Genomic DNA, 19,689 nt, shown 5'->3' with positions numbered 1-19,689 from the left:
TAGCAGATGAATAAACAAGCGGCATTACACCATTTTAAAGAGCATCATTTTACACCTTTGCTGGACATTCAGTTGGACAGGCTGGAAGCCATATTTCACCGCTACCAAGCTCAACTGATCTCCGACTTCAAAGAATCGTTCAGGGATTTGTGTATACACATTTTGAACATGCAGCAACAAGGTCAAAAAGAACCCATTGGATATATTCACTATTCGTTCTTACGCACTCAGATGCTGGAGCAATCCTACCTGTATATGGTCGAGGCTTATTCTGCTGAATGGTACGAAGATGATTCCGATTGCAAGTTAACCTATGATGCATCATGGGCTTATGGACCGATGAGTACCATGTTGGAAGCCTTGGAGCAGGAACGAAAAATATATATGGGGACGATCACTTCAGTGGACGTTGAACGATTGATACTGGAATCCGCTCCTTTGTTTCACCAGTTTGTGAACTCCCTCCTGCGCTTAGGCATGGCAGAAGTGGTTCAAATGCCTGAGTATCTCGCTATTCATAAAGCTGATCGTGTAGTCATCCGAACGGGCGAATACAAGGATATCAGCGAGAATCTATACGTCGAAGATCAGGAAGCACTTCTTGCAGATCATGTGAGAGAGCAATTGATTCACTCCAGTGAAGAAGAACCCTTTGTTTACGAAAACCTAAAGCGGCTCTCTCTTCCCCATCTTCAGCTGATGCAAAAAGATTTGCGTTATAACGATTTTAACCATAGTGACTTACGGGAAAGCCAGTTCCATACCTGTATATTAATCGGGAGCAGCTGGCAACGAGCAAATATAGAAGGAGCTAGCTTTCAGGGATGTTTACTGACCGACGCAGATTTTAGATATAGCAATCTAAAGGGTGTCCATTTCTGCGGTGCCAGCGGACAGCCTTATCGGGAACATGGAGTTCGGGTTCCGGGGTTATGTGGCCTTCATTTTGAACACTCCATCCTGGATGGGGCCGATTTTACGAATGTACATTCGTTTGAACATGCGTATTTTGAGGGGGCTTCGATGCAAGGAACCCTTGTCCCGCGAAGGTACCAACAACATTGGAAACTAAGCGAAGCACAGTGTCAATCCATTATGTGGGCGGAATAAGGAGGAATATGTATGCGCCATTATTATGTGCTGGTCGATGATCATCGTGTATCCCGAAACATGGAACCGATGAATTTAGACCTTTTTAAAACGCCATTCGTTGGTATGCCTCCAGCTCAGGTTTTAGATATTCATGCGACAGAAGATGCCGAGTATACGGACTGGCTCCCGTTTTCAACCTCCCAACCACTATTTTCCGATCCTATGAAACAAATTCTAGAATTATACAATACACAAGCTCGTTTTAAGCAGGTGTATATCGTGAACCGGGAACCTAGCCGTCAGGAATTATATTGGATTTTATCCATTTCCTCTGTGGATGGCATTTCAGAGCAGACTGAATTTTATCCGCACGACCAAACCCTAAAACGACTTGTGCTGGATAGTCAAAAGGTGAATGGACACCATTTTTTCCGACTTTCCAACGTGAGAGAACCTTATTTCATCGTTAGCTTGGAAGCGGCTGAAAGCTTGCTGCGGCGGAGCTTGAGTGGTTTTCAGCTACAAAAGCTAGAACTCTTATAAGGAGGTTCAACCTTGACGGAGCATTGGGATGAATTTTTTTTAAAACTGCATCACCAACAAATATTGAAAGAGCAATTAAGTACAGCAGAAAACGATGAAAGCTGGATGATGATATCTATTGAAGAAGCGATGAAGGGAATTTCGAAAGGCTCACTAACGCTGGCAGATGGACAGGAAATTCGGTTTCAAACCCTTCCTGTCTTTGAAAATCAACTCACCATTTCTCTGCCTGACTCTCTTATTCCAGAAGTTCGAGCAGGACAGACGGTAGCTTCGTCGAAAAGCTTCGTTGTTCAGGACAAGCTGGGGGGAATCCTGTTCGGTCTGCACCAAAGCGGGCAAGCACTTGACCCTACGCAAATAGAAATCTATCAACAACAGCTGATTGAGCAAACGAGTCGCGCACAACCAAGTATGAAGCTTGTGGATGAAAAGGCTCTTTCTATTCAAGATACCATCATTGGCTGCTATGAAGCTATTTTTCTAGTTTCCCCCTCTCCCTATTATCAGATTGTCTTTGTGCGTTCCTGGCGTGGCAAAGCTGTGATCGGGAGTTACCAATTTAAGCTGGAGGATGCTCCGCTCTGGGTCCCGTTAACCTATGCCATGCTGCACACTGCGACATGGTCGGAGCTTACTTGATTCTATACCTTTATCCAAGGAGGTACTTATATGTTTTTACCTTTACTTATTAAAGCTTTGGCCCAGGGGGCTCTCAGCGGAGAACATTCCTATGTGGTGAGAGGAGCCAAGTTACAGTGCAGTCAAGGTACAGACCCTGGTGTGCTTAATATGATGTACAGCCATGGTGTCTTCATTAAAGATAAGCCCGTTCTGAACGTGGACGATGCCATTTGTGGAGCCAATATTAGCAAAATCAATGCTTTTGGTCTGTGTAAATTGAAGCATGGTCTTCCTTGCGAACCTGAGATTGCATTTGGGTCCAAGTGGACCGGTGGGAAAGAAGACGTATTGATCGAGGGGGCACCCGCCTTACTCAACAATTCGACCTTAATGTGTAGCTGCCAAGATGTTCTGACTAATACGTTCAATTTCATGATAGACCCCAGTGATGATGGTACCCTCTCTTCTGCGATAGGACCTAGTGGTGGGGGCATCATCTCGATCATCGATGACGGGCAAGACAGTTGACTTTATCAAGCAAGGAGATTCAGGAATGAACATCGTAGCGAAAGACCGTTTTACCTATCAGCATCTACATGTTACCTGGCCCTATGGCAAGCTGCGTCTTCGTAATGTCCATATAAATCACGAGTTCGGAGAACATGCCAGACTGAAGATCACGGGCGTCTTGGAGGGCAATCAAGCAGACACGATCATTACTAAAGCAAGTAGCGACGACGAAGTTGAGCTATGGTATTCCGATGCCAAAGATCAGAAGCATCCCTTATTCATAGGGCAACTATACTGCGTAGATGTGGAGCACACGCACCAGGAGGTCTTGGTGACCCTCGACATCATATCTCATAGTTTCAAGCTGGATACGCAGCTCAAAAACCGTTCCTTTCAACATATCAATCAAAAATATGTGGGGATTGTAGATGCAGTACTGGCCGATTATAAAGGCTCGGATAAGATCGATGAAGCTTTTGAGAAAAAAGCGACAGGCCAGTTTATCATGCAATATCAGGAGACGGATTGGACTTTTTTAAAACGGCTGGCTTCGCATGTGGGAGCCCTGCTCGTCCCCAATATCGTTTCACACCATGCGCAAATTTGGATCGGAATCCCGCAAGCCAGGCAGCATATTCATTTGAAAGAGGTTCCTTTTTCGTTACAACGCAAGATCGCTCCCTATCTGGATCAGGAGGCGAACGGCTGGAGATCTGCAAACATCGGAGATTACACTCGGTATACCTTTGAGTGGGATCAAATGCTGCAATTGGGAGATGAAGTTGAACGCAATCACGAAACTTACGTCATCACCAAACGTGAGGGTCAATTGATTCGTGGCTTGATGACTTGGTCGTATGAATGTGCCCTGTCGGCGGGCTTGAAGGTCCCTAAAATCTATAATCGAACGATCATTGGCGCGGCTATCGAAGGAAAAATACTGGAGGTCAGCCGGAATCAGGTTCGGTTGCATCTGGATATAGACGGTCATCAAAATCCAAGGGATGCCCAGTGGTTCCCCTATTCTGCAGAAGGGAATCAGGTGTGGTATCTGATGCCGGAAAAGGGTGCACAGGTGAAGCTGTATTTTCCAAGTGCAGACGAAGACGATGCGATGGTCATACAATCGGTCCGAACGAAACCATCTAGTGTTGCTGTCTCCTCATCTCACGTAGCTCAAGGTGCCGTGATCGAATCACCTACAGAACGTCACCAGCGTAAAACAGCCGATCCTGGGGTTAAATCCTTTGCAAATCCACAAGGAAAAGAAATTTCCTTAGGGAACTCCGAGCTTTCGATGAGTGCGCAGGAAGGATCACTATACATCTCCATGAATACCCATAACGGTGTCAGCCTGAACAGCACCCAACGTGTACAAATTCAAGCCGCAGGCAGTCTTAGTCTTTCGGCAGGTAGTATTCTGCTGCAAGGAACCAACGGCTTACATTTGAATACAACAACGGATACGCTTGATTTGGAACAGGAAGTCAACAGCGTGAGTTCGGAAATCCAGCTTAAAGCTTCCCTCCATCAATACTACCCAGATCCGATCTTATCTGACTTTGAGAAACAAGTCGCTGAAAAGGGAATCCAAGGTGTAATGGGAGCTCGTGCTAAAGAAAACGTAGGTGCCACCCTCAAGGGAGAATGGGATGCGGGTTTGGAATTTATAGGCGGTGTATGGGACTCGGTTGTCGATATAGTGGATATGGGGACCATGGTAATGACCCCTCTTGTTATGCCGGGAAATTACACTGGTAAAGGTTTTCTGGAGCGCAATGAGACGCTCGAGGGCATTAAGAACGGTGCGAAGTTTGGCTGGAACTATATTGCCGATTCATTCCAAGGGAAGAAAACAAAGAAAGATGTGGTTCACGACCTTGAAACTGTATGGGATGGCATAAAAAGCATACCCGATCCGATTGAGCGAAAATTGAATAATTTCTTCCCTAATCCATTGACCGATACCAAACAGGAAAGTTACGATGCAGGATACGACAGCATCAAGGCCGTTGAACGTGTTGCAGACATTTATGCGTTTGTTAAAGGCGGTACAAAGTTAGTTAGAAAGCTGGGAAAGTTGGGGAAAGAAGAAGCCTCCTTATCTAAGGGACTCAAGGAAACTGAAGAAAAGAAAGCCGGTAAAGGTGGCGCGCCGGGTTTATTCGGAGATTCAGCAAAGGCCGACTCTGCTCTGGCGAAGATTGGAGATGGAAAATTCAAAACAAATGCCATCCGTTTTCCAACCAATTTTGAATCCTTGGGTAGTTACTTGCAAAGTGTATCTAGAAAGATGAATATTCGTTTAACTAAAAGGTCACCCATCTTCGCAACTGCTGGTGGTCATTATCGGTTTCATGATCCTGGTCCTGACATCCCACATTCTAAAGGTTCCGGTGCAAAGATTTCGCCTGAGAGACAAAAGCAGATTGATGCGTTAGAATCAGGAGAGTACACAGGTGGTAAGAGCACTAAAGGCACGGGAGAAGGTGGCAGTGGTAGTAGTAAGCAACCATATTTAAAAAACATTGATGGTTTCTTGTCAGGTAATAAGAATTTTGATGAAGTATTAGATGACTTTGCTACAGTTTATGCAGAGAAAGTTAACTCAAACGTCCCCTGGAAGTGGAGAAATGTACCAGGGGGAGATACTCTAACACAAAAGCAAATTAAGTTAATTAGAGAACGAGCGAAAGAACTAGAGAAAATACCTGATGTACCTATGAAGCCTGGTACAAGACATCCTGATTTTGAGAAAGCTGATTTAATCATAAAGTTAGAGGGGAAACCTGTTATTTTACAGTTGCCGAAAGACTATTGGAAGAAATCTGATCCTAAACAGTTCCAATGGCTTGATTCACAACTTCCAGGTGGAACACGCCCACCTGGAACAACATGGCATCATTCTGAAATTGACGGTAGAATGGAATTAGTACCTTTTGGAATACATAATTCCATAAATCATAAGGGTGGAAGGGCTCCAGGTGGTTGGGCACATGCTAAAAGATAAGAATAGGGAGTGAAAACAGTGAGATTGGATGTTAATACAATTGTTTTTCCATTACCAACCGACGAATTATTGAATGTAGTTGAGCGAAGCTTGAGAGTCTCATTTCCTGAAACTTATAGGAATTTTATTAAGGAAAGTAATGGAGTTGTACCTATCACGAATGTGTTTAGTTTTGGTCATCATGAATATATAATTGAAAAATTTCTTTGTATATTGAATGATAGTGAAGCTGATCCTATTAGTGGATGGTATGATATTGAAGTTATTATTACTCAGATAGGTGATAGATTAACTGATAACGAAGATTTAGTGGGGATGAATGTAGTTCCTATTGCGGCGCTTTTTTCAGGGGATTTTATTTGTTTGGATTTTAGAGAAACGGAAGAGCCTACTGTAGTTATTTGGTTTCATGAAGAGTCGGAGGAGTTTTCTCCTGTGACACAAAGGGTCGCCCCAAATATATCTGAATTTTTTGGAATGCTAAAAGAGTAGTGTTTTTCTAGTTCATGTTAGCACGTGATGAATAGACTACACCCAGCCCAAATAAGTCGGGCGTCTAAGTCCAAGTGGACCTAATTTTGCAGGGGCTGGAAGTGTTGAAGGTGCTACTGATGATATAATGGAATGTTTTATAAAACTTCCTCAAATAAATTGAGAGATGAAATGTACACACGAAAGTGCTAAAAAAGGATATCCTATTTAACAAATACACTGAACAGGTCATTATGGTTAGATACTACCATCATTGGCTTGTTTTTGTTATTGTCTTAGCCCTAGTCCAGTTAGGTATTTCATAACATCACCAAGCATAATGGGGGAAGAACAAAAGGAAACTGGGCAGACGATCCACGACATTAATTTGAGAGGTGAAATATTTTAAAAATACAGAATGAAAGTATAATTTTCCCTCTTCCAGATAGAAATTTAATTATGCGTGTGGAAGAGAATTTCAAAATTAGGTTTCCTAAAGATTTCAAAGAATTTATATCAAAAAAGAATGGTGCTATTCCAATAACTAGATTCTTTGAATATAAATCTAATAGGTATGTAGTTGATCGTTTTCTTTGTTTATTGGACAATCCAGGCGAGCATGACAAAGGGATGTATGACATCAAGGTTGTTTTCAGTCAGTTAGATGAAAGGATACTTTCCGATGGAGACATAACAGGTGCTGAATTAGTACCATTTGCAGCCCTATTTGCAGGTGATTTCATTTGTCTAGATTTTAGCGAAAGTAAGACCGACCCAGTAATTTGTATTTGGTACAATGAGGAGTCAGACGAATATGATCCAGTTACAGAAAAAATCGCTGATAATGTAAATAGTTTTCTTGATATGTTAGAAGAATAATTGAGATGGACATATTATGAAGTTATCACTTGCGTCTAATAATATTATGGTGTAAAAATGTATGCGACCCCAGCGACAAGATCATACATGACTACCGTTAAAACAAACACAAATTAACTTGACTATGAGTTAGGAATAGCCTCTTCCAGCTAAAAATAATGCTTGCCCCCAACAGAGTTAGCATACACACACTAAAACTACGGGATGGAAAATGCGCTACGTCAGATCGGTCACCAAACTCGATGCCTTAATATTTCATATCTACATTTGGTCTAAAATTAAAAGTGATTAAAAACAAAAACCCGCTCAATGAGCGGGTTTCAGTATAAAGACGTGGGGAATTTCCCCTCTGTTCCAAACTTTTTTTACCAGACATTAAAATTTATTATTGTTCCTCAAACTCTACAACAAGACTTTAAGAGCAATTGATTTGTTACCCATTAAACTATCAAGCATTATTTCTTAATGTCAACATGTAATGTTCCATTGATCGTAGTTGAATTTACTGTAGCTCCTAGAACTTCCGAAACAAATCTAAGAGGAACCATAACCCGATTTGGATATTCCGGCATATCGGGAGCACTTGGCATCATCTTTTCTTCATCGTTCACGTATGCAATTTTGCTACCCACGGTTAATCGTATAATTGTACCATTCTTCGATTTAATTGTAACTTCTTGTTTAAGTCTGTTCCACGAGACAGACTCTCCCAAGCCCTCAGATATGAATTTAATAGGGACATATACTGTGTTGGTGGCTCTCTCTATATACGGACTGACGTCTGTTGTCAAAATGCTATTATTTTCGTTTGTGGATTTCTCTCTAAATGGATCTAATGTCAAAGTGCTGTTATTTACAGAAACTTCAACATTATAACTAAATTTAGATCCCGCATGTGCGCTCTCAACTGAGACAGAAGAAAGGAACACAAAGATAAAAGCTAAGGGCAAAATTATACGTTTTAACATAGTGTATCACCTCTCTCCATTCATTAACCAGAACCTCTTCGATTTTTTTGGATCAACTGCCCAATAAACTAAATTTCCAATTATTACATTTAGAATGTTGTAATATTATATTTTATCGGGCATAGAATGAGTACTTCTCGACACTATTACTATTCGTATAATCAATTCTTCCACCATGATCCCACACATCATCATTTAAATTGGTTACATTTTGGGGATATTTCGCGCTAGCGCTGTTATTTACTAAAAGGCGCATATTATTCCAAATAGCAGATGTGAATCCATGCTTAAAAGAAGTAGCACTATTTGATACTCCATTCATAGCTATAGCAGTCACTCTCTTAACAGACCGTCCAGTCGTACCCAGTCCATTAAATTTAACCACATAGATATTGGAATAATTAATTTGCTCTCTAATGGTTAAAGTAGGCTCATCAGATTTTCCAGCATAGTAAAATACTTTGTATCCATTTATAGTAGCACCATTATCAAATCTTTTAGATCTATAAACATAGGTTATATCTCTAGAATTCGGCTGGCTATAGCCGTTGTCATCTCCTTCGTTGACAGTATGGAGTACCTTTGCATGGAAAACAGGATACCACCCGGCTGGAGTAGTCTTAGATCTCAAACCCTCAAACCCAACTTCCGCGACTCCATCTATTCCTGTATACATATAAGCAGCTTCATTATCATCATCGGCATTTGCAATATCGTAAGTTGGTAGGGTGATAGAATCTGCCATTACACCATTATACACGATGGATGAATTGCTAGCTGGCGTTTGAAGTCGATGAAATGCTCCTGTCTCCTTTCCAACAGTATTGCCTCTATTCGATAAAGTAGATTGAAGGGTAATTTTATGGTCGCTCACTTTACACTCACCCAGCTCATCGCTTTTATAAGTTGCATCGGTAACTTTCTTTTCAAATTGGTCTTTAATATCTCCTTGTTTGGAAGAAGTAGCATCAACCAGATCGCCAGTTTCGTCAATATTCAATATAACCACTTCGGCATCCTGCAACTTTTCGATTTTTTGAATTGTATCCTGTTTAAGTACTCCTTTTTCCATAAGGCTATCAACAGAATGATCAAAATCTTTGTTGCTTAATGTTGATATCCCTTTTGCAGCCGCAGGAGCCGCCAGTTGGATTTCTTGCTCAATAGCGTCTTTAATGTATTGGTTAAACTCATTCGACGAAGGTTCTTGACCTTGAGCATTTGCAGCCAAGCTTGGAATGGAAACAGCCATAAGTAGAATAGAAAGAGTAATCTTAGTTTTTTTAACATAATATAAACTCACTCTCCACATTTTAATATAATGCTATAATCGAAAGCTGGCCAGCGAACAACAGGCTTCATGTTTATTAGGAGATAAAGATCTACTTACCAAAATTAACATAGCCTCATCCCCTTCTTGTTTGCTCACTATTTATTTTCTAAGAAGGTCCTTAAGCATCAGCATTCTAATTGTAGCAATTACGCCTACTGCACTTTAAACGTGCACTGATTCATTTATGTATTCCCTTCACCACAAACTAAACTCACAAAAAAATGCCCCCTAGCATTCACCGGACAAACCAAGAGGCTTGTTCCAATGTCTACACTAGGGGGTACTCTTCTAATCAGGGGAATTTGCTTTACCCTTTAACCGACCCGGCTGCGATCCCTTCCACAATCCGGTCACTCATGATGAGGAACACGAGCAAAATGGGCAAAATGCTGATCATCAGCGTGGCTCCGATTGCTCCCCAGTCGGTCGTATATTGTCCGATAAAGTTCTGAACGCCGACGGTCAGTGTTTTATTTTCGTCAGAGCTAATGAACGTATTGACGAAAATAAACTCGTTCCAGTTGTAGATCATATTAATAATAGACGTCGTTGCCATGACGGGGGTGGTCATGGGCAGCACAATCCGGAAGAACATCCGGTTGACGGAGCAGCCGTCCATAACGGCCGCTTCTTCCACTTCACGGGGCAGGGCGTAATAAAATCCCAGCAAGATCATCATCGTTGTTGGCAGATTAAAAGCGACATACGACAGGATGATGGATACTGAAGTATCTGTTAGATGCAGTTTGAGAAACATACTGAATAGCGGGATCAAGGTGGAATGGACCGGAATCATGAGTCCGACCATAAAGAGCCCGAGAACCAGCTGACTCCCTTTCCACCGCATACGTGTAATGGCAAACGTAACAAAGCTGGCAAGCAGCACGGTCAGCGCCACAGATATGACCGTAATCCACACACTATTGAAGAAATACCGTCCGATATTGCCGCTGGTCCACACATTCATATAGTTTTCCCAATGCGGCTGGGACGGGAGTGCAAACGGTGGAAGGTTAAACACTTCCTGATTATTTTTAAGCGAAAAAAGCATCAGCCACACCAGCGGTAAAAGCTGCGTCACCGCTAAGATGATCAAAAGTATATACAAAGCGGCATAACCGACCCGAGTTAACATTTTGCCGCGAGTAGCGACTCCAAGCGGATAGTTGGCGGCTGCCTGGGTTTTCATATCCTTTCCTCCCTCTTCCTGTCCTTTGTTACCCATGATCTAATTGCATGAATGTTCTATGAATACTGGATGGTGTCACTAGTAGCGGTCACCTTGCGAATCACCCACGTAGCAACCAGACAGATGAGCAGCAGGGCAAAGGCTGTAGCGCTGCCATATCCGAAATCGAAGCTGCGGAACGCCTGGTGGTACATGTACGAAGCCATCACTTCACTGGCCCCGTTCGGCCCACCGTCCGTCATAACGTAGATCAGGTCAAAATATTTGAGCGAGCCGACAATCGACAATATGATCGTCACGTTAATCACCTCGCGCAGCAGAGGCAATTTGATACGCGTCGCAATCTGCCAGGCACTGGCTCCGTCGATGCGGGCAGCCTCCATCAGCGTTTCGGGAATGTTTTTCAGCCCAGCATAATAAATCAGGATATAAAAGCCTGCATATTGCCAAATAATCGGGATGAACAAGGCGAGCAGCACCAGCGACGGATTAGCTAACCACTCGGGCGGGTTGTGAACTCCGACTGATGCCAGCAAAGAATTCAGCACGCCGTTGGTCGGATGATACATTTTGAGCCACAATTGAGCGATCGCTACAGAAGACAGCAGCATGGGAATCAGATAAATTTTCCGCAGCAGGTTCGCTCCCTTGATTTTTCCTGACAAAATCATTGCAACGACCAGATAACCGATCAGACTGATGCCTGAAAACAAGGCCAGCAGCAGCGAATGCCAAGCACTTTGCCAGAATGCCGCGTCTGTGAACAAATGTTGATAGTTATCCAGCCCTACGAAAGTCATAGGGCCGATTCCATTCCACTGATTCAGGCCGTAATAGCCGGTCAGTACGATGGGCACATAAATCACGGCAAATAACAGCAGCAGGGAAGGCAACACATAGAGAGCAATGACGAGCTTATTGGACATGACCTTTTCCACGGTCAGACCTCCTTAGGTGGTCAATTTCAATTTCCTTTCTCGATGGCAGCCTTATGCTGGTCGGCAAATTGTTGCGGTGTCACCGCTTTACCAAACAACGCCTGAATCATATTCAAATGTACCTGCGCTGCATTCGGCTTCATTTGTACATCAGCGAACAATGTAATGTTGCTGGCTTGGTTCAGTCCATTCAGCAGGTCGACATACAGCTTGGGCAATTTTTCTTTAGAGGTGTCCACCTTCGTCGCCGGAATAACGCCCGCCTGTGTAACCGATTGCTCTCCCCATTTTTCTACGAAGTATTCCACGAACGCTTTGGCTTCTTCTTTTACTTTGGAATTTTCCGAAACAAACAAGCCGACTCCCGGACCTCCTACCCAACTATTCTCGTTGCCCTTGCCGCCTGCAACCATCGGGAATTTAAAGAAGCCGACTTGATCTTTAAACGCTTGCGGGATTTCGGGATTAGTCGTAAAATTCGGCAGCTCCCAAGTAGCCATCAAATACATCGCCGCTTTGTCGTTCATAAACTCGGATTTTCCTTCATCATTGGACAAGCCGTTAAATCCTTTGTTAAAGGCGTTCATATCCACCAGCGTCTGAATTTCGGAGGCCGCCTGAATTAAACCAGGGTCATCGAATGATCCTGAGCCGTCAATTGCTTTTTTCAGCGTTTCGCTACCTGCTATACGGTCTGCCAGATACATGTACCAAAGCGAACCCGTCCAGCGGTCTTTATTGCCCAATGCAATCGGTGCAACTCCATGATCTACAAGTGTTTTCACCACCTGCTTAAATTCATCAAATGTCGCAGGTACCTTCAAGTTGTATTTTTGGAATATGGCTTTATTGTAATAAATAGGTGTTATGTTCAATTCGATCGGAAGCGCATACGTTTTACCATCCAGCGCATAGGCATCGGTCGTTCCCGGTACGAATTTGTCCTTCAGCTTGGAACCTTGCAGCAGGTCATCCATCGGTGTAAATAATCCACCTTTAACGTAAGGCTCCATGAAGCCCGCTGCCCAAGTGATGCCGATATCTGGCAATTCATTGGAAGCTGACAGCACTTTGAGTTTGTTTTTGTATTGTTCATTTTCCAGCACTTCCTGCTGAATGACGACATTCGGATGATCCTTTTGGTATTGATCTATAATCTGAGTTACAAGCTTGCTTTGCTGTGCCGAGCTTCCCTCTGGCCACAGGTGCATCATTTTGAGCGTAACCTTGCCCCCAGCTCCACTGGAACCGCCTTGCCCATCCTTACCAACACCACAACCGGACAGCACTAGCATGAATGACAGCAGCAGGGTCAACCCAGCAACCCATTTTCGATGTGAACGCTTACGAACTGAATACTCGTTGGACATCGTTAGACCTCCGTTATTGTAATTATATTTTTTGTAACCGTTATCATTTGTAAGTTTAGCACTCTATTTCTGCTTCCAACAGGGTACGCTCATTGGGTATAATTCCACTTTTATTGGGTTGTGAGCAGCCTATATGTCAGTCAATATTCTCCGGTCCTTTACGCATCTGCTGCCTATAGCGGCTGGGACTTACCCCCTCGGTCGCTTTGAATACTTTAATAAAATATTTATCTGTCCGGTAGCCTGAGCGCTCACCGATTTGGGCAATCGTCAACTGGGTATGCAGCAGCAGCTCCTTAGCCCGTTGTATCCGTAGCCTGTGTAGATATTCGCTGAAGGACAAACCACTTTGCTCCTTAAATAAAACACTAAAATAGCTCGCATTCAGGTGTGAATGCGCCGCAGTCTGTGCCATCGTAATAGGGTCGTGAAGATGCTCCGCCATATAGGCGAAGGCTCGCCGTACCGGATCGCTAAGCGTAGTCGCTTGGAGGTCAAGCTCCAGCAGAACAGGGTCAGCCAGCTTGTCCAGCTTCTTGTATCGCTGCCGTTCCTCTTCCAGCTGAAGTGCTTCATTTACCGCATTCAGTAGCTCCTGCTTATCAATCGGCTTGAGCAAGTAATTAACGGCTCCGAGACGAAGCGCCTGCTGGACATAATCAAATTCCGCATATCCCGAGATCACAATAATCGCCGGACGATATGACTCCCGTTCCAGAGAGCGAATTAAATCCAGCCCGCTGAATTCCGGCAAACGAACATCTGTAATGAGCAGATGAACCCTCTCCGCTTGCAGCATATGTAATGCCTCCAGGCCATTCCCCGATGTCATAATTCGGTATTTCCCGGAGGCCCACTGCTCCAGTGTCTGATGTATCCCCTGACGTGTTCTTTGTTCATCGTCCACAATAACAATGGTCTTGGATGAAAAACTCATTCCTACCGCCCCCCGTATTCATCAGGAATTTCAAAAGCGACCACAGTTCCTTCCTGCACAGCACTGTGGATCAGCACGCCGTCCGTTCGATAAGATGCGCTATCATAATAGAGAGCAAGCCTGCGCTGCACATTAACCAGTCCCATACCAGTTCCCTTGCTCTGACAAGCAGATCCCTCCATCAACGCTGTACGCACAGCTGCAAGTTCCTCCTGTGTCATTCCAGGTCCGTTATCTACAACCTCGATCTTAGTCCAGCCCAACCTCGCCGAAGGAGTGATTCGAATTTCAACACGGCCATTGCCGATGCGATTTTCGACACCATGTAAGATTGCATTTTCTAAAATGGGCTGGATCAGCAGCTTAGGAAGCGGAATTCTTGCTGCCTCTGGTGGCATATGAATTTGCCAGCTCAGGCGTTCGCCCAGGCGCATCTCCATCAGTTCCAGATAACGACGGACTTGTGCTATTTCTTCTCCAAGTGTCACCCAAGAGTCATGGTGAGCCGGTTCGATCACATAACGAAACAGCCGCGACATGGACACCATCAGCCCGGCAAGTTCTTCCTCTCCCTTCTCCTGTAGCGACCAGTTAAAAGCATCCAGCGTGTTAAAAAGAAAATGCGGGTTGATCTGCGCTTGCAGTGCTTTAAGCTCGGTCTGGCTTTGTAAAGCCTCCTTCTCGCAAATGACATGGATCAATTCATTGATATCGACAATCATCGTGTTGTACTCTGCATTTAATTCCCGTAGTTCAACCGCTGCTGCCGGTTCTGGATTCAGGGCCAATGCCCCTTCCCGTGAACGACGCATGGCCTGAATCAAGTGACCTATCGGTCTGGTAATCAATGTTGACAACATAAAAGACATGAACAGGAACAATACGGCACCAAGAGACGCCGAAATAATAAGTGTCGTCCGTAAAACCGTAATTCCGTCTGTGACGACGCTAACTGGAATGAGGATCAGCAGCGACCAGCCGGTCCGTTCCGATTGCTGAACTGCCTTCACATACTCGCGCTCTCCAATATGAACCGTCTGTGTCTTGCTGTGCAATACATCTAATAAATTAGTCTGATTCATAGGCTCACCCGATAGCAACTCGCCTCCACGATCTACAAGCAGCATGGTCTCATTTGCTTCTTCATTGGTCGCTGACGTACCATTTAGCCCAAAATAACTTCGGTCCATGCGGGTAATCAGATATCCTCCGCGTGAAAACCAGCGATCTACCAGGCTCACCTGCCGAATCGCCAGCAGCGACTGGGGATTTTCAGGATCTATGCCGATCCAGACCAGCCTGCCTTTCATCTCATTTGCTTCCCGAATGTCCGCCTGTCCGATACGGTCCTCCAGACTGCCTTCTCTAATTGGAAACAACATCTTCCCTTCGGCAGTATACAGCTCCAGCGAGCCAACGCTCGGCATATAGGCCTGATAGCTATGCATCACTTGCAGTAGCGATTGACGCTGTCCGAAAGTCACCTTGCCCCCATTGCGCTCCTCCAGCAAAATATGCTGAACAGATGGATGATTCGCCACTTGTTCCGTCAGGCTGTCCATCTGGCCGATTAATGCATCCAGTCTGCCACTTGCTTGTACTGCGGTCTGACCAATATGCCGCTCGGCGCTGTCTTTTAACAGGTCAGAGACATTGAGGTAAATGAACGCCCCCGCCACACTCATCATAATGAGCATCACCAATATAAAGCCGATAAAAATCTGATTACGCAATGTGTTTAATGGTTGGAACCTTGAACGCATAAGCCTTCTCCCCCTGAATCATTGCAGAAAAGTTGATAATGATAGCGCTTTCTATTTTCTATTCTAGCGCATCGTTCCCCTTTGTTGGCATCTTTTTAACAGAGATTAATGAAAACGACCAGCACTCTTTGGAATCATTACGTTTGAAAATAACACGTAATAACGATATATATTAAAAAAGCCTTAACAAAGATAACACCTTATCCTTGTTAAGACTTCGTTTGCATTACCAATAATAATCCTCAGCATTACATTCAATGACAGGGTTCAGACATTATCTTGTGGATAACGAAGCCCATTTTTGCTCCAGCCACTGATCAAATTCAGCACCCTTATCGCCTTCATATGCGTCATAAATATCAACTCTCATCTTGTGCAGCTTCTCGCGAAAATCGTTATAGGTATGGTCGGCTGGCAGGCTTTTTTTAATCCGCACCAGAATCTTCGTCAGCCCCTTAACAAGCTCACCCTCTTTGCGCACAGGCGGCTGTACGTTTTCTCCCCATTCCTGAAGCTTGTGGTAAGCGGCTTCCTGAACAGCATATACCATATCATTATTCATTCGGTGCGTCAGCAAGTCAATTGTCTGCTGGTTCTTCCATGCACCCAGATCATTCACCGCAGCTAGACGCGCTTTCCAATCGGAGGTTCGGTTTGCAGCCACCTTAAGCTGCTCATATACTTCTGCAAATTCCTGCTGAGTTTCGTTGTTTTCCAAAATAATCTCATCCTTTTCTAAAAATCACTACACTGCTGTTTATCACGATTGCCGTTTGTTAAATATAACATACTTGCAGGTCTTCTTCTAAAAAAGATCAGAATGAAATGTAGCGGATTCCAATTTAATAAGAGCCGTGCTTAGTAAGGAGATTTATAAGAAGTCCGCACGTGCTGGTGTAAATGCATCTAGCAGAATTCCGTCATCCTCCAGCGGGATGCAGCCATGAAGAGTGTCAGATGGAAAATGAATGCTGTCTCCTTCTTTAACAATTTGCACATCCTTGGTTTCGCCATGATCGATCATGAACTTAAAGCTTCCCTTCAATACATAAGTGACCTGTTCATGGACATGCTTATGCAACAGGATCTCCCCAGTTTGAGCTTTAGCAAACATCACTTTGACATACATCAACTGGTCACTGTGGGCCAACACTTTCCGGGTCGTATTATTGTCTACTGTGTCCATTTGAATATCTTGATCGTAATAAAACATGAATCATTCCTCCTCATTTAGAACCCAATCTATTTAAGATGAGTTATTTTTAAAGATTCATAAATCGGTTTAGTTTAAAACCAGCGGAAAATAAGCCAAAGTAATCCGGAAAGGGTAGTAAAGTCGGGATCGGCGAATGTCACTCCTTCGGCACCCAAAAAAGAAAAGAGCGGTAAGGTGAGAGCCGGCAGCAGACAGAGCAAAAATCCATTAAGACAACTGGAAATGACTGCTCCTCTAAAACCACCGCTGGAATTGCCAAATATCGCGGCTGCACCGCCAGCGAGAAAACAGGCCATGATCCCCGGTACAATAACAGGCAGTCCGATAAGTGGGAAAAGAAAGACGCAGGCAACACCTGTGAAAAAGCTGACCAAGAAGCCTACCAACGCGGAATTGGGTGATTTGTCGAACAGTACCAGAACATCTACCCCAGGGATTGCTCCAGGTGCAAACACTTGGGAGAAGCCTTTGAAAGCGGGTACAATTTCAGTCGTGAACAGCTTAACACCTGCTTTTGCGATATACAAGCCGGCAGCAAAAATAGCTGATTGTTCGAGGATAAAGACGAGGTATTCTTTGCCGTCAGATAATTTGCTGACATAATCAGAACCAGCAACCAGTCCAGATACCAACAAAAGCACCAGCATCGTCAAGGTCGTTGCCACATTGGGATCACGCAAAAAACTGATGCGGTCATTTATTTTTACATTTTCGGTGTCATGTTCACGATTGCCTAAAACTTTTCCTAGATAGGTACCGAGAATGTAAGAAGTCATGGAAGCATGAGCAATTGTATACTCATCCGATTTAATAATATTTTTGCTGGCATTCCGGAGCAGGTAAGGAAACACCGCCATGTAGCTCCCAATGACCAAAGAACCAACGATGATTGTAGTCAGCGAACTGAGACCCAGACCTTTCATAACGGCTGTAGCGGCAAAGCTCATGAACAGAATCAAGTGAAGAGACAAATAAATGTACTTGAACTTGGTCAGGCGCGCAAGCACGATGTTAAGGATCATGGAAAAGAGTAAAATGAGTGCAGCATCCGCCCCGATCTGATCAATGGTCAGTGCCATGATAGCTTCATTACTTGGTACGACACCTTTAAGGTTGAACGCAAAAGAAAATATTTGGCTGAAGTTTGTGAGCACGCCTCCTAAAATTCCGCCGCCGACCTTGATCATGGTGAAGCCCATGAAAGAAAGGGTGGTTCCCGTTATGATCTCGGATACTTTCTTCCTCTGGAATACGAGACCGAGTAATGTCACAATCGCAATAATGATGGATGGCTCCCTGATAATGCTCATAAACATTTCCATAGTGATCTCCGACCTTCTTTTATTTATTTTTCATTCTTACTAAATCGATTTAGTAATGCTTGAAAAAAAATTTCCCTTCCGGGAATGTAAAAAGAAGTAGAACTGCCTTTTTGTGAATTTTAGTACAAGTTAAATCGTAAATTTCCGTTTAGGGTTCACTCCTCCCTCTTTTAAGTTGCAGTCATCACTACACTCAGCAACATACATACATACATGAAAGGGTATTCATGACTCGAATCATAAGATCATTATAGCTCTTTATTTTCTTTTTACAATAGAATCCATAAAAACGTTTTCAAAAAGAAAAAATACTTATTCCAACTATTCAGTTTAACTTTTGGACAGATTCTCTGTGGTTAATGACCGGATTCAAACGGATGATTTCTGAGGGCTGCTCCTGCTCTTTTTGATCGATTTTATCGAGCAGTAGCCTCGCACTTCTTTTCCCCATTTCAAAACTCGGCTGGGAAACGGTAGTGATCGGCGGATTATAAAAAGATGCAAAGGATACATCATCTATCCCAATCAAGGAAAAATCGTTAGGTATGGTCAGATGATTATTTTTGGCATAGATCAGCACCTGCTCCAAAATCATGTCATTCGTAGCAAGAATTGCGGTAGGCGGGTTCTCCATATGAAATAGTTGTCTAATAAGATCAGGCATTTCATCCAGCCTGCCGCTTTTGATATAGTTTTCATGCACGGATATATCATGTTTGCCGAGTGTATTCCTATAGCCGGATAGCCGCTCACTTCGTGTAGTAATCGCTTTTTTGCCTAGAGGAAACGTGATGATGCCAATGTTTTTGTGACCATGCTCAATCAGTGCTTCAATCGCAAGCTCGCTAGCTTTTTCATTATTCAAAAGCACCGTGTCTACGCTGATTTCATCAATTTTTCGGTCCACAAACACGAACGGATAGCCACTTTTGACAAGGGAAACATATAATTTTTTGTTCTCTTCTGTCGGAAAAATAATAAGTCCATCCACTTGCCGAGCAATCATCGACTGGACGTACTTTTTCTCTTTGAGGGAATCATCATCGGTATTGCAGACAATGACCTGGACATTTTCCATTTGGCATTCATCTTCAATCGCGCGCACAATCTCTGTTGTAAATCTCGACAAAATAGTTGAAGAAATAACCCCCACAATAAAAGTCTTCTTTTGCTTGAGACTGCGCGCCACCTCATTGGGAATATAACTGAGCTCCTCAATCGCTTGCTCAATCTTCTTCTTGGTGCTTTCACTCATATAGTTGTATCTTTTATTCAGAAACTGCGAAACTGTGCTCTTCGACACCCCTGCACGTTCTGCGACTTCTTTCATCGTTGTTACCATGATTCCCCCCCTTTCTATATTTGCGTATTAGGCATGTGCTCATTTTCACTATATCTGTACTCTGCAACCTGTATGTAATGTGAATTTCCTTTATTATATACCTTCTTTTACAGGAGGAAAATATAATAAATATGAGTTGAAACGTGCCTTCACCCCATACCCCTACCCCATAAATGCTGGAC

The 19,689-nt window shown here is 43.6% G+C and carries 18 protein-coding genes; 7 read left to right on the top strand and 11 right to left on the bottom strand.

Annotated elements, in window-relative coordinates; all coding sequences use genetic code 11:
* Nucleotides 1-6: 6 nt before the first annotated feature.
* The 7 genes from HFE01_RS18640 to HFE01_RS18610 all read left to right on the top strand — a co-directional run bounded on the left by HFE01_RS18640 (nt 7) and on the right by HFE01_RS18610 (nt 7,129).
* Nucleotides 7-1,110, top strand: coding sequence for a pentapeptide repeat-containing protein (locus HFE01_RS18640; protein WP_107734644.1), 1,104 nt, complete (start codon nt 7-9; stop codon nt 1,108-1,110).
* A gap of 12 nt (nt 1,111-1,122) precedes the next feature.
* Nucleotides 1,123-1,635 (top strand): imm11 family protein, encoded by a 513-nt coding sequence (locus HFE01_RS18635; protein ID WP_107734642.1) that lies wholly within the window; start codon nt 1,123-1,125, stop codon nt 1,633-1,635.
* Nucleotides 1,636-1,647: 12 nt separating this feature from the next.
* Nucleotides 1,648-2,277 carry a hypothetical protein gene (locus HFE01_RS18630; protein WP_107734641.1) on the top strand — a complete coding sequence of 210 codons (630 nt, stop codon included), beginning with the start codon at nt 1,648-1,650 and terminating at the stop codon, nt 2,275-2,277.
* A gap of 30 nt (nt 2,278-2,307) precedes the next feature.
* Nucleotides 2,308-2,787, top strand: coding sequence for a DUF4280 domain-containing protein (locus HFE01_RS18625; RefSeq protein WP_031461996.1), 480 nt, complete (start codon nt 2,308-2,310; stop codon nt 2,785-2,787).
* 25 nt (nt 2,788-2,812) lie between these two features.
* Nucleotides 2,813-5,779: an HNH endonuclease signature motif containing protein gene (locus HFE01_RS18620; RefSeq protein ID WP_167438610.1), complete on the top strand. Its 2,967-nt coding sequence runs from the start codon at nt 2,813-2,815 to the stop codon at nt 5,777-5,779.
* 9 nt (nt 5,780-5,788) lie between these two features.
* Nucleotides 5,789-6,271, top strand: coding sequence for an SMI1/KNR4 family protein (locus HFE01_RS18615; RefSeq protein ID WP_243208216.1), 483 nt, complete (start codon nt 5,789-5,791; stop codon nt 6,269-6,271).
* A gap of 438 nt (nt 6,272-6,709) precedes the next feature.
* On the top strand, nt 6,710-7,129 hold the full coding sequence (locus tag HFE01_RS18610) for an SMI1/KNR4 family protein (RefSeq protein ID WP_044787578.1): 420 nt from the start codon (nt 6,710-6,712) through the stop codon (nt 7,127-7,129).
* 455 nt (nt 7,130-7,584) lie between these two features.
* On the opposite strand, the gene HFE01_RS18605 is transcribed toward HFE01_RS18610, so the two are convergent.
* From HFE01_RS18605 to HFE01_RS18555, 11 genes are all read right to left on the bottom strand, one after another.
* Nucleotides 7,585-8,097: a stalk domain-containing protein gene (locus tag HFE01_RS18605; protein ID WP_031462000.1), complete on the bottom strand. Its 513-nt coding sequence runs from the start codon at nt 8,095-8,097 to the stop codon at nt 7,585-7,587.
* A gap of 112 nt (nt 8,098-8,209) precedes the next feature.
* Nucleotides 8,210-9,409, bottom strand: a complete 1,200-nt coding sequence (locus HFE01_RS18600) for a hypothetical protein (RefSeq protein WP_044787580.1) — start codon at nt 9,407-9,409, stop codon at nt 8,210-8,212.
* A gap of 328 nt (nt 9,410-9,737) precedes the next feature.
* Nucleotides 9,738-10,619: a carbohydrate ABC transporter permease gene (locus HFE01_RS18595; protein ID WP_043886031.1), complete on the bottom strand. Its 882-nt coding sequence runs from the start codon at nt 10,617-10,619 to the stop codon at nt 9,738-9,740.
* 56 nt (nt 10,620-10,675) lie between these two features.
* Complete coding sequence (locus HFE01_RS18590) at nt 10,676-11,557, bottom strand: carbohydrate ABC transporter permease (protein ID WP_013372488.1); 882 nt, start codon at nt 11,555-11,557, stop codon at nt 10,676-10,678.
* Nucleotides 11,558-11,583: 26 nt separating this feature from the next.
* Entirely contained in the window at nt 11,584-12,927 is a 1,344-nt protein-coding gene (locus tag HFE01_RS18585) for an extracellular solute-binding protein (RefSeq protein ID WP_013372489.1), read from the bottom strand.
* A gap of 136 nt (nt 12,928-13,063) precedes the next feature.
* Nucleotides 13,064-13,864 (bottom strand): response regulator, encoded by an 801-nt coding sequence (locus HFE01_RS18580; RefSeq protein ID WP_167438609.1) that lies wholly within the window; start codon nt 13,862-13,864, stop codon nt 13,064-13,066.
* A gap of 2 nt (nt 13,865-13,866) precedes the next feature.
* A complete protein-coding gene (locus tag HFE01_RS18575) occupies nt 13,867-15,627 on the bottom strand; it encodes a cache domain-containing sensor histidine kinase (RefSeq protein WP_167438608.1) in 1,761 nt (586 codons plus the stop codon).
* Between the two features lie 274 nt (nt 15,628-15,901).
* Nucleotides 15,902-16,345 (bottom strand): HEAT repeat domain-containing protein, encoded by a 444-nt coding sequence (locus HFE01_RS18570; protein WP_016821892.1) that lies wholly within the window; start codon nt 16,343-16,345, stop codon nt 15,902-15,904.
* 153 nt (nt 16,346-16,498) lie between these two features.
* Nucleotides 16,499-16,840 (bottom strand): cupin domain-containing protein, encoded by a 342-nt coding sequence (locus HFE01_RS18565; RefSeq protein ID WP_167438607.1) that lies wholly within the window; start codon nt 16,838-16,840, stop codon nt 16,499-16,501.
* Nucleotides 16,841-16,914: 74 nt separating this feature from the next.
* Complete coding sequence (locus HFE01_RS18560; protein ID WP_243208215.1) at nt 16,915-18,153, bottom strand: PTS ascorbate transporter subunit IIC; 1,239 nt, start codon at nt 18,151-18,153, stop codon at nt 16,915-16,917.
* 337 nt (nt 18,154-18,490) lie between these two features.
* Complete coding sequence (locus HFE01_RS18555) at nt 18,491-19,507, bottom strand: substrate-binding domain-containing protein (RefSeq protein WP_167438605.1); 1,017 nt, start codon at nt 19,505-19,507, stop codon at nt 18,491-18,493.
* Nucleotides 19,508-19,689: the final 182 nt, after the last annotated feature.

This window comes from Paenibacillus sp. EKM10P (assembly GCF_011800655.1).
Classification (GTDB): Bacteria; Bacillota; Bacilli; order Paenibacillales; family Paenibacillaceae; genus Paenibacillus; species Paenibacillus polymyxa.
This window is presented reverse-complemented; position numbering and strand designations above follow the sequence as displayed.